The 11651-nt window shown below is 71.7% G+C and carries 7 protein-coding genes; all 7 read right to left on the minus strand.

The window, feature by feature from the left end:
- Positions 1-262: 262 nt before the first annotated feature.
- Positions 263-4006 (minus strand): carboxypeptidase regulatory-like domain-containing protein, encoded by a 3744-nt coding sequence (locus ABZ477_RS15680; protein WP_360135063.1) that lies wholly within the window; start codon positions 4004-4006, stop codon positions 263-265.
- Between the two features lie 234 nt (positions 4007-4240).
- A complete protein-coding gene (locus ABZ477_RS15685) occupies positions 4241-5761 on the minus strand; it encodes an aldehyde dehydrogenase family protein (protein WP_360135066.1) in 1521 nt (506 codons plus the stop codon).
- A gap of 26 nt (positions 5762-5787) precedes the next feature.
- Positions 5788-6840: a LacI family DNA-binding transcriptional regulator gene (locus ABZ477_RS15690; protein WP_360135069.1), complete on the minus strand. Its 1053-nt coding sequence runs from the start codon at positions 6838-6840 to the stop codon at positions 5788-5790.
- Positions 6837-8015 carry a fumarylacetoacetate hydrolase gene (locus tag ABZ477_RS15695; RefSeq protein ID WP_360135072.1) on the minus strand — a complete coding sequence of 393 codons (1179 nt, stop codon included), beginning with the start codon at positions 8013-8015 and terminating at the stop codon, positions 6837-6839. Before ABZ477_RS15695 ends, ABZ477_RS15690 begins: the two co-directional genes overlap by 4 nt.
- 13 nt (positions 8016-8028) lie before the next feature.
- Positions 8029-8811, minus strand: coding sequence for an enoyl-CoA hydratase/isomerase family protein (locus ABZ477_RS15700; RefSeq protein ID WP_360135075.1), 783 nt, complete (start codon positions 8809-8811; stop codon positions 8029-8031).
- A complete protein-coding gene (locus ABZ477_RS15705) occupies positions 8808-9944 on the minus strand; it encodes an extracellular solute-binding protein (RefSeq protein ID WP_360135078.1) in 1137 nt (378 codons plus the stop codon). The genes ABZ477_RS15700 and ABZ477_RS15705 overlap by 4 nt, the downstream gene beginning before the upstream one ends.
- Positions 9945-10035: 91 nt before the next feature.
- Positions 10036-11646: a helix-turn-helix domain-containing protein gene (locus tag ABZ477_RS15710; protein WP_360135081.1), complete on the minus strand. Its 1611-nt coding sequence runs from the start codon at positions 11644-11646 to the stop codon at positions 10036-10038.
- Positions 11647-11651: the final 5 nt, after the last annotated feature.

Below are 11651 nucleotides of genomic sequence, written 5' to 3' on the forward strand. Positions count from 1 at the left end.
CGCTCGCGGGCGGTCCCGCTCCGCCAGAGGCTCCGCGCGACGACGAAGTCGGCGCGTGGAGGGGCGGAGTGGCCGATTCCCGTCATCCCCTCCAAATGCCCAGACGCGCCGACGAAGTCGGTGCGTGTGGGCATTTCGTGCGGATGCCGTAGGAACCGCTCCCGCTCGCGGGCGGTCCCGCTCCGCCAGAGGCTCCGCGCGACGACGAAGTCGGCGCGTGGAGGGGCGGAGTGGCCGATTCCCGTCATCCCCTCCAAAGCCCCTACGGGACCGCTTCGACTGCGAGCGTGACCTTCGGTGTGCTCGTGCTGAGCCTCGACACGGTGGGGTAGCCCGAGAGCCTGCCGGTGACGCGCACCGTGAGCTCCTTGTTGACGTGTGCCGTCGTCACCGTGAGGCTGCGGGCCGTGGCGCCCGTGATCGCGACGCCGTCGGCGTACCACTGGTACGTCAACGCAGTGCCGGTGGTCCACACGCCGGGTGACGCGGTCATCGTCGAGCCGACGGCCGGGGTTCCGGAGACGGTGGGTGAGCCCACGAGCGCCGACTTCGCCGTGGCGGCGCTGACCTTGGAGACCTTTCCGTAGCCGGATTGCGTGCCAGTCACCTTCACCGTCAAGGACCTGCCGACGTGGTCGGGCGCGACGCGAAGAGTCGGACTCGTGGCGCCGGGAACCGCGGCGCCGTTCGCGTACCACTGGTAGGTGAACGTCGTGCCTTTCGACCACGTGTTGGGCGAGGCGGTCAAGGTGGACCCCACGGCCGGGGTGCCGGAGATGGTCGGCAGCGCCCACCGGGTGACCCTCAGCGTCGGCGCGGATGTGCGCTGCGTCGTCGGGTATCCGCTGAGGCGACCCGTGACACGCACGGTGATCTGCTTGTCGGCGTGCGAACCGGTGAGGGTCAGGCTCGTCGATGTGGCACCGCTGATCGCGACGCCGTTCGCGTACCACTGGTACGCGTACGTGGAGCCGGTCGTCCACGTCCCCCGGACCACGGTCATGGTCGACCCGACGGCCGCGACGCCGGAGATCGACGGGGACGGCGAGCGATAGACCCGGGCGGTGCCCGACGACATCTTGGTGAGAGTCGAGTAGCCCTCGAGCGATCCCGTCACCCTCACCGTCATCGATGAGCCCGCCTGCACCGACGTCAGGAGGAAGGTCGACCGCGTCGCCCCGGCGACCGCAGTCCCGTTCGCGTACCACTGGTAGGCGAACGAAGTACCAGGCGTCCAGATCCCGGGATCGGCCCTCAGCGTCGCGCCGGTGGCAGCGGCTCCGGTGATCCTGGGGGACCCCACGGTGGCGATCTTCAGGGTCCGCGCCGAATCCCGAGTGGCTGTCGGGTAGTCGGGCGCGGTTCCCGTCACCCGTACGCTGATCTGCCGACCGGCGTGCGCGCTGGACAGCTTGAGTGTCGTGGCGGTCGCACCCCGGATCGCAGTGCCCGATGCGAACCACTGGTACTTCAGAGCGGAACCTGTCGCCCATGCCCCGGGCTTCGCGGTGAGGGTCGACCCGACCGCGCGCGTACCTGAAACGGTCGGCGTGCCCGTCAGGTAGACCTTCGAGGTCTGCGCCGAGCTCCTGCTCGTCGTCAGGTGCCCCGGTTTGGATCCCGTGACGCTCACACTGATCCTCTTGCCTGCCTGCTCGGCGCCGAGCACCAGCGCGGCGTCCGTCGCACCGTCGATCGGCACCCCGTTCGCATGCCACTGGTACTCGAAGACGGTGTCGGCGGTCCACGCACCCGGGTCCACGCTGAGCGAAGAGCCCGTGGCCGCGGATCCGCTGATCTGCGGCGTCGCCGACGCGAGCACAGCGGCCGCCACAGGAGCCGAGGCGGCGGATTCCCGCGAACCCGGCGCATAGCCCGGCGCGGTCGCCGTCACTCGCACCGAGATCGTCTTGCCCACCTCAGCGGGACCGAGCACCAGCGAGCTGCTGGTCGCGCCTTCGATGATCGAGCCGTCAGCTCGCCACTCGAACCCGAGCGTGGCGTTCGTCGGAGAGGTCGAAACGCTCGTGCTGAGCGTCGATCCGAAGGCGGCGGTGCCGGACAGTCTGGGAACGCCCACGCTGACCGGCTTGGGCTGAAGCTCGGCGTCTATCCCGGTCGCCGGCTCCCCGTCGGCGATCGTGATCGCCTGCGCACCTTCGGCGCTCGGGCTGTCGTTCCACCACTCCTCCGCGAGGGCTGTCGCCGACGCCGAGAACCTCACGGTGTACACGCCTGCGGTGAGACCGCCGAGGTAGTACCTGCCGGAGTCGTCTATCCCCCGGTTCGTGAAGTAGACAGGGCCGGTCGGCGTGACCTTGTAGAAGAACGCGACGGCTGATCGCACGGGCGCGCCGTCGGGCCCGGTGACGGTCCCGCCGATGGATGCGCCGGCCGCGAGCGCAGCATCCATCCCCGTCAGCGACTCTCCCGTCGCGACCTCGAAGGTCTCGGCGAGACCCTCCTCCGCGGCGCCGCCCCACCATTGGTCCAGGTGGTTCGACTCGGTGAACTTGAGCGTGTAGGTCCCGGAGCGCAGCTCATCGAGCCAATAGCGGCCGTCGTCGAGGACGTAGGCCGACTCGATGAACGTGTGCCTCCCGTCCTCGACGGAGTAGAGCCGAACACCGGCTTGAACGCCGTCCCCATCTGAACCGGCGACGGTGCCCTGGATCATGGCCTCGGGTGTGAGCGCGGCATCCATGCCGTCGAGATGCCGGCCGGCCTGGATGCTGAACCACTCGCGGCCGGACTTTTCAGGTGAGTCGGGCCACCACTCGGAGAAGTGACCCGGCGGGGAGTTGAAATGCAGCTTGGGCCGCGGTGCGAACTGCAGCGTGTAGCTGCCCCCGGCGAGCCTCGTGAATCGGTATGCACCGGTCTCGTCCGTGTGCGCATCCGCGATCCATCCCTCGCCGTCTCGAGACAACGACACCGTCGCGCCGGCCAGCGGGAGGTCATCGCGTCCGGTCACGATTCCCGAGAGCGACCCACCCGCTTCGAGCGCGACATCCTCCCTGACTGTGGCGCCCGCGCCCAGCGTGAACGAGTCCGACCGGCGCTCGAGGTAGTTCGCTCCCTCGGGGGGCCGGAAGCCGAGATGGTACTCACCCGCCGCGAGGTGGTCGAAGACGTAGTGACCCTGCGCGTCCGTCTGGGCGTAGAGCGTGAACTCGTCGTACGGGTATGCGGGGTCTCCGTCGCCGATGGCCCGGACGAAGGCGCCGATCAGCGGGGCGCCGGCCTCGTCGGTGACGACGCCCTCGATGGCGGCGCCGCGCGGGAGGCGGACGTCGATGCCGGTCATCGTCTGATCGCGCGCGACCGGGAACCGGGTCGCTCCGTCCCGGTACGGCGCATCGGGCCACCATTGGCTCACGAGGTCGGAGCCGGTGGGCGGCGCGGCGAGGACGACGTATGAGCCTGGGTCCAGGGTCGCGAACCGATATCTCCCGGATTCGTCGGTCGGCACGGCGCCCACCAGGCGCCAGGAGCTGATCCCGCTGACGTCATAGAGCTTGACCGCGGAGCCGGGGACAGGTACGCCCGAAGGGTCGGACACGACTCCCGAGACCGAGGCGCCCGCCGAAAGCTGAGCGTCCATCCCCGTGAGGGCGGCGCCGGCCTGGACATCGAAGGTGTCCGCTACGGCCGCGCCGATCTGGTCGTTCCACCACTCGCCCACGTGCCCGGCAACGGGGTAGAACCGGAGGGTGTAGGCGGCCGGTTCGACATTCTCGAAGCGGTACGACCCGCTGGCGTCCGTCGTCGCGTAGGCGGTGTACGCGTGCCCGTTGCCGAAGTCCTCCATCAGATAGACCCCGGCGCCCGCAAGAGGCTGCCCCGCGGAGCCCGTGACGACGCCCGAGACGGAGGCCGCCGGACTCGGATCATCCGCGGCTGCCGGGTGTGCGACCGCGAGCGCGAGGAGTGCCGCGAGGACGACGGCGAGCGTGGTTCGGAGCAGGCTGCGAACAGGGATGCCGGGGGCGCCGGTGCCGGGCAAATCGGGTCTCCGCGGGGTGACGATGGCGGGGGGGTCAGGCGATCGTCGCGACGGGGGGATTCGGACGAGGCGACACGATCACATCACATGCCGGTCCACAACCGATAATCGCGCGCGGCGTGCGGTCGCTGAGCTGTCGAAGCGTCGAGGTCGAGTAACCGCACCCGTCGGGTTCCGACCCCTCGACACGCTCGGGGACCGGACCCTTCCGCCGCCTCGAGCGATGTGCGGGACCTAGGCGGTCGGGACCTCCAGCACCCCATCCACCCGCCGGACAATCCCTCGGTAGTCGTCGCGCAGCTCGGCGGGCAGGAGCTCCGCCGGGGCGTTCTGCCAGGCCAGGGGTCGGAGGAAGCGGCGCATCGCCGTGATCCCGACCGATGTGTGGAACGAGTTCGTGGCGGGCCAGGGGCCGCCGTGGTGCTGGGCCCACGAGACGCGGACGCCCGTCGGGTAGCCGTTGAACACGATGCGGCCCGCGGCCTCCGAGATCCTCGGCAGGAGGCCCGAGACCAGGGCGTAGTCATCGGGGTCGGCGTGGAAGGTCGTCGTGAGCGAATCCGGGACCGCCTCGAGCGCCTCGAGCAGCTCCGATGTGTCCGTGTAGTCGACGAGCAGCACGAGCGGGCCGAAGGCCTCGACGGTGTGATCCGGCGTGAGCTCGCCCGCGGGCACCCGCAGCACGCGCGGCGCGACCGAGAACCCGTCGCCGGCCCCGTCGCCGGTCGCCCCCAGGAGGGACGAGACTCCGGGTGCCTCGCCCAGCTCGCGCTCCGCCTCGCGGAAGGACGACAGGACGCGGTCGTTGAGGAGCACACCCGGATCGGCCGCGCCCATCGCGGCGACGAGGTGCTCGGCGAACGCGTCGGCGGCCTCACCCGCCGGCAGGAACGCGATGCCGGGCTTCGTGCACAGCTGCCCGCCCGAGCCCGTGACCGAGCCCGCGAGTCCCGCGGCGATCTCGGCGCCGCGCGCGGCGAGGGCCGCCTCCGCGACGATGAGCGGGTTGACGCTCTGCAGCTCGCCGTAGAACGGGATCGGCCGCTCCCGCTCCTCGATGACGGCCCGCAGGTGGTTCGCGGCCCCGAGCGAGCCTGTGAACCCGACCGCCGCGACACCGGGATGCCCCACGAGCTTCGAGCCGGCCGCCTGGCCGTAGACGATCCCCACGGTCCCATCCGGAGCGCCCGCGCGGCGAGCACCCTCGCTCAGCGCCTCGAAGCTCGCCCGCGACGTCAGGGGGTGGGCGCTGTGCGCCTTGGCGATGACGGGGTTTCCCGCCGCGAGCGCGGACGCGGTGTCGCCGCCGGGGACGGAGAAGGCGAACGGGAAGTTGCTCGAACCGAAGACGGCGACGGGGCCGATGGGGACCAGCATCCGTCGGACGTCCGGCTGCGGCCCCATCGGCGTCTCGCCGGCGTGATCGATCGCCGCCTCGAGGAAGCCGCCGTCGCGGACGGCCTCGCCGAACAGCCGGAGCTGGTAGGTCGTGCGGGTGAGCTCGCCGTTGAGCCGGGCCGACGTGAGCCCCGTCTCGGCGGCCGCCGTGTCGACGAGGTCCTCGCGGCGCTCCTCCAGGGCGTCGGCCAGCGCGTCGAGCAGGTCGGCGCGCCACGGTCGCGGCCGCTGCTCGATCTCCTTCGCGGCGCCGAGCGCGCGCTGGACGATCTCGGCGACCTCGGCGTCTGACGTCGCCTGGATGTCGGTGTCGGTGCGCACGCCCGTGCGCGGGTCTGTCGTGGTCAGCGTCGACATGGGTCCTCCATGGGTGGTCTTCAAGGTCACGCGCTGTCGCGCACGATGGGGGTGAAGCCGAGGTCGAGCGAGACGGGCGCGGCATCCGGATCCGCGATGCGCTCGAGGATGAGCTCTCCGGCCCGCCGGCCGATCAGGTCGTCCGGCGTCTGGACGGTCGTGAGCGCGGGGTGCAGGTGCCGGCTGATCTCGAAGTCGCCGAAGCCCGTGATCGCGATGTCTCCCGGCACGGCCAGTCCGCGCCGCTGCGCCTCGAGGATCGCGCCGGTCGCGAAGATGTCGCTCGCGCAGACCAGGACGTCGGACTCGGGATGCTGCTCCCGCACCTGCCCGAGCAGCCACGCACCCGCCTCGACGCTGATCCCATGCTCCGCCGTGTCGAGCACCCGCACGGGCTCACCGGGCAGCAGGCGCCGAACAGCATCCTCGAAGCCGTCACGCCGAGCGCGGGCGCGCGAGTCGACGCCGGTGAGCCAGCCCGCGAAGGTGGGATGCCGGTATCCGGCCTCGACGATGTGTTCGACGATCGCCGTCAGGGCGTCGCGATTGGAGAAGCCGACGATGCAGTCGATGGGGTCGTCCGACCAGTCCCACGTCTCGACGACCGGGATGCGCGCGCGACGGAGCATCTCGCGCGTGCCCTCCGTGTGCGACGCGCCGACCATGACGATCCCGTCCGGCCGGCGTCCGAGGAACGCGCGGACGATCTGCTCCTCGCGCGCCTCGTCGTAGCCCGAGGTCCCGAGGAACAGCTGCACGCCGGCGGCCGACAGCTCGGCCTCCAGCGCATGGACGGTGTCGGCGAACACGGAGTACGACATCGCGGGCATGACGGCCGCGACGGTGCCGCTGCGGTTGGAGGCGAGGTTGCTCGCAGCGCGGTTCGGGACGTAGTTCGTCTCGTCGACGGCGCGCATGACGGCCTCGTAGGCGGCGAGCGAGACCTGCTCCGGATCGCGGATCGCGCGAGAGACCGTCGAGGGCGAGACGCCGGCGAGCGCGGCGACCTCGTCGAGCGTCACCGTGCCCGTGTTGCGGCGCGTGAGCCGTGGCGGCGCGGACGGCTCGGCATCCGTCATAGAAGCCCTCTCGCCGCGAGGTTGGTCATGAGCGCCGTGACCCCGAACGTCCACGGCTCGCACTCTTCGCTGTGCCGCACGACGTTGCTCAGCGTGCCGAGTGCCCGCGAGCGGATCGCGACGATGTCGTCCAGCCTATGCGTGAAGCCCTTTCCGGGAGCGTCGCGGTCGTCGATGGGCGCGAAGAGCGTCCCGAGCATCAGCACGGCCCCGTCGGGGTACTGGTGGTGGGGCCCGATGAGCTGCGCGACGAGGTCGAGCGGGTCGCGGCTGATCTGGCGCATGTCGGATGCCGCGCGAAGCGCGAATCCGTCGGCGCCCTGCACCTCGACGCTGACCTCCATGGCCCGGACCTCGTCGATGCCGAAGCCGTCGTCGAACAGGCGGATGAACGGGCCCGTCGCGCAGGACGCGTTGTTGTCCTTCGCCTTGGGGAGGAGGAGCGCGCTCCGGCCCTCGATGTCGCGGAGGTTGACGTCGTTCGCGAGGGTCGCCCCGACCGCGACGCCCGTCGACGAGACGACGAGGGCGACCTCGGGCTCCGGATTGTTCCACGTGGAACGCGCGAGCACGCCGATCTGCTCCCCCGTGCCGCGCGACGACAGCGGCAACGCCTTCGTGAAGATCTCGGCATCCGGACCGATCCCCACCTCGAGATACTGCGACCAGAGGCCCTCGTCCATGAAGAACCGCTTGAGCTCGGCGGCGCGCTCGGATCCCGGCACGATGCCCCGGAGATCGCCGCCGATCCGGTCGGCGATGACGGCGCGCAGCGCCGCGGCCGCCTCGAGGTCGCCGCGCGCCCGCTCCTCGATGACGCGTTCGATCATCGACACGGCGAAGGTCACGCCGGCGGCCTTGACGGCCTGCAGGTCGTGGGGTGCGAGCAGCCACGGGGACGCGGCATCCCGCCGGTCGAAGGCCGTGTTGGCGTAGATCTCCTCGAGCGACCCGAGCACCTCGCCCGCGGCATCCCGAGCCGCCGCGGCGGGGTCGGCCTCCTCCGCGAGCGCGCTCACGGTCGCGAACGCCGGCGCGAGGGAGCGGATGGAGTCACCCTCGACGACGACGGGCGTGGGGCCGCCCACCTCGGGCTGCCAGATCCGGCCGATCAGGAGGGCATCGCCGGCATCGGCGGGCAGGGCATCGGCGAGGGCGGGGAACCAGTCGGTCATCGTCGTCTCCGGATCAGCGGCCGTGGAAGACGGCCGGACGCTTCTCGGCGAAGGCGGCGCGCCCTTCGGCGGCGTCCTCCGTCGCGAAGCAGATGGTCTGCAGGTCGCGCTCGTAGCGCATGGCGTCATCGAACGGCATCGTGTAGACGGCCCGCAGATTGGCCTTCGCCGTCTGCGCCGCGATGGGCGGCCGCGACGCGATCACCGTCGCGAGCTCCCACGCCCGCTCGAGCAGCCGCTCGCGCCCGTGCACCTCGCTCACGAGGCCCCACTCCTTCGCCGTGGCGGCGGGGATCGGGTCGCCCGTCAGCAGCATGAGCGCCGCGTTGCTCGGCCCCGCGCTCTGCGCGAGGAAGGCGCTCATGCCGCCCCCGCCGATCCAGCCGAGCTTGATCTCGGCCGCCGCGAGCTGCGCGTTGTCGGACGCGAGCCGGATGTCGCACAGCATCGCCGTCTCGACGCCGCCGCCGAAGGCGTAGCCGTTGATCGCGGCGATGAGGGGCTTGCGCACCTCCCGCAGCGCGTCGCAGTAGTCGCCGCGATTGCGGAACTGCCACGGCGTCGCGTACTCGTCGAGGGTCCGGATGTCGGACCCCGCGCAGAACGCGCGCTCACCGGCGCCCGTGATGATGCCGACGCGGACGTCGTCGTCGTCGTTGATGGCGTGGGCGAGGCGCGCGAGCTCCTTCGACATCTCCGGGGTGACGGCGTTGAGCTTCTCGGGCCGGTTGAGGGTGACGAGCACGACGTGCCCGTCGGTCTCGACCATTACCTCGTCGATGCGGCTGCTGATCATCGTGCGTGCTCCTCCGCGGTCGCGTTGACCGCTGTGCGCTGGATCTCGGTGAGTCGTGCGAGCACGCCTGCAGGCGCGCTGCGCTCGCGGACGGCGTCGCGCACGACGCGGGACATCTCGGTCTGGGCCGCGGTGAAGCCGGGGAACCGTGGCCGGGTCCACGCGGCCTCGATCGTGCTGCGCGTGCGCCGGTAGAAGTCGCCCGATCGGGCGTTGACGGCCTCGCTCTCCCACGCGGCGCGCACGGCGGGCTGTCCCTCGTGCGCGGGGATGAACGACACCTGCGCCTCGTCCGAGAGGAGCCAGGCGAGGTGGGCGCGCAGGGCGGGCGTCACCTCCGCCCGCTGCGTCACGGCGATCCCCGTGCCGCCGATCGTCGAGCCGACTCCGCCTGGTCCCGTCGGGCTCGGCCCGAACGTGACGGCGCGGGCGCGGGCCGGGTCGGCGTACCCGACGTAGCCGTACACGAGCGGGATGTACGCGATGTCGTCGGTCGCGGTCATGCGCTCGAGGAGCGCGATGGGGTTCTGCGCATCGCTGCCGCCGGGTGCCGACGCGGCGAGCTCGCTCAGGATGCCGAGCGCCCGCTCGCCCGCGTCCGAGGCGACGATCTCCTCGGCGGCGCCGAGCGCGAGCGGTGCGCCGAGACTCGCGCACACCGAGGCGAAGGTCAGATACGCGTGCGGCCCGGAGAGCGACAGGGCGACCGGTGCGCGACGCGCGGTCTCGAGCACGTCGTCCCACGTGACCGGATCGGAGCCGAGGAGGTCCGCGCGGCACGCGGCGACCTGCGTCGCGGCATCCAGCGGCAGCGCCCACGTGCGGCCGTCCAGCTGGTACGTCGCAAGGGATGGGCCGACGGCGCGAGCCGCGACATCCTCGACGAGCGCCGCACCGAGCACCTCCTCGACGGCCTGCAGGCACCCGGCCGCGAGAGCATCCCCGAGGTGCGGGTGGTCGAGCACGATGAGGTCGTAGCGTTCGGCGAGCTCGCCGATCGGCGCGGATTCGAAGCCCTCGAGCGAGTGCACGTCCCACGTGATGTCGAGATCAGCGGCACGGAAGCGCTCGGCCGCCGCCTCGAGCGCGGCGCGTCCTCGAGGGTGATCCCACGTCAGTCCGGCAAAGCCCACGTCGCCCCCTCGCGATTGATGTCACGGCGCCGCTGACAGCGCTGTCATTCATCATATGTTTGCCAGGAGCTGAGCGTCAACTCGCGAGGGATCAGCGCGGCGCGAGCATCCGGAGCTGGAGCATCGCAGCGAAGCGCTGCTCGGCATCGGCGAGATCGAGGCCGCTCACCTCCGACGCGCGTCGCAGGCGGTAGCGGAGCGTGTTGGGGTGCACGAAGGTCGCGGATGCCGCGGCCGAGACGTCCCCGAAGGCGTCGAGCCACGCCTTGAGCGACTCGACGAGGTGGCTGTCGTGGCGGAGGTCGTACTCGATGAGGGTCGTGACGGGGCCCGTCGGCTCCTCCCCGCGCGCCGCGATGACGTCGTGCAGCTCCAGCAGGAGCGACTCCGTCTGGACCTCGGCGATCGACGCGACGCGCCGCGACGACGTGCGATGGCGGATGACGCGCAGCACGCGGTCGGCCGTCGCCTTCGACTGCGCGATCGACGTGACGTCGTGCGCGGGCGATCCGACGGCGATGACCGCCGGCATCCGCCCCCCGACCCGGTCGAGGAAGTCCTGCGCGACCGCCGTCGTGCGGTCGTGCGTGTCGCCCGCGGGCAGGATGCCGTACGCGACGTCGCCGACGAGGGCGACGGCCGACCCGGGGAGGACCGCCGAGAGGTGCACGGCGAGAGCATCCGCGAAGCGCTCGCGGTCGGTCACGAGGAGCTGATCGTCGACGGAGTCGTCGCCGATGAGCGATCCCGCCACGACGACGACGTCATGCCCCGACAGGCCGAGACGGCCGAGCGCTTCGCGCGCGCCGACGCCCCCTTCCAGCGCCGTGCCGACGAGCTCCGCGCGGAGCCTGCGCTGCACGTCGGCGCCGGCCCGCACGCGCAGGAGGTGGAGGGCGACGAGCTTCGCGGCATCCCGCAGCGTCGCGGTGCGCTCGGCCGTGAGCGGGCCCTCCATCGCCGCCCAGATCGAGCCGAGCACCTCGTCGCCCGCGCGGACGGCGATCGCGATGCGCTGCGTCGTGACACCCTCGCCGAGATCCATCGGATCGACGACGACGGGCCGGTCGTACCGATAGAGGTCGCGGAAGACGCCGAGCTCGGTCAGGGCGCGCGAGTAGCGCTTGGGAACCTGCCGCCCGACGATCGTCTCGGCGCGCGACGCGTCGGCCTCCTCCTGCCGCCCCGAGAACGCCAGGACGCGCGACGAGCGGTCCTCGATCGTGATGGGCGCGTCCAGGAGCGCCGCGATCGCGTTCGCGACCGCGAAGAGGTCGCCCGACGGGATGCCGCCGAGGGATTCGTCCTCGACCTGGGCGATGTCGTCCTCCGCCAGGAGGGAGCGCAGGAGCGCCGCGAGCTGCGTCCACGTCGCACCGCGCGCGAGTCCCACGACCGCGACGCCGTGGGTGTCGCTCGCGACGCGGACGGCGTCGGTGAGCGGGACCGGCGAGCGGACGATGACGGCCGCGGCGCCATGCGCGCCGAGGTCGGCGATGAGGGCGGCCAGCTGCGCGGCATCCGTCACCCCCACCGCGAGCACCACGGCGCTGTCGGGATAGACGGGCTCGTCGACGGGGTCGAAGATGACGACCCCGCCGACGTCGAGCGCGGCGTCGACATCGCCGTGCTCCAGTTCGAGGAGCGTGACCCCCAGGTCGTCGAGCACGCGGCCGAGGCTCGACCTCGGACGCGTGCTCATGCTCG

This window comes from Microbacterium sp. NPDC019599 (genome assembly GCF_040632175.1).
Lineage (GTDB): Bacteria > Actinomycetota > Actinomycetes > Actinomycetales > Microbacteriaceae > Microbacterium.

Bases quoted from the DNA above. Each gene is read 5' to 3' on its own strand.
- ABZ477_RS15685 (WP_360135066.1), bottom strand. From the start codon at position 5,761: ATGTCGACGCTGACCACGACAGACCCGCGCACGGGCGTGCGCACCGAC.
- ABZ477_RS15700 (WP_360135075.1), bottom strand. From the start codon at position 8,811: ATGATCAGCAGCCGCATCGACGAGGTAATGGTCGAGACCGACGGGCAC.
- ABZ477_RS15695 (WP_360135072.1), bottom strand. From the start codon at position 8,015: ATGACCGACTGGTTCCCCGCCCTCGCCGATGCCCTGCCCGCCGATGCC.
- ABZ477_RS15690 (WP_360135069.1), bottom strand. From the start codon at position 6,840: ATGACGGATGCCGAGCCGTCCGCGCCGCCACGGCTCACGCGCCGCAAC.
- ABZ477_RS15710 (WP_360135081.1), bottom strand. From the start codon at position 11,646: ATGAGCACGCGTCCGAGGTCGAGCCTCGGCCGCGTGCTCGACGACCTG.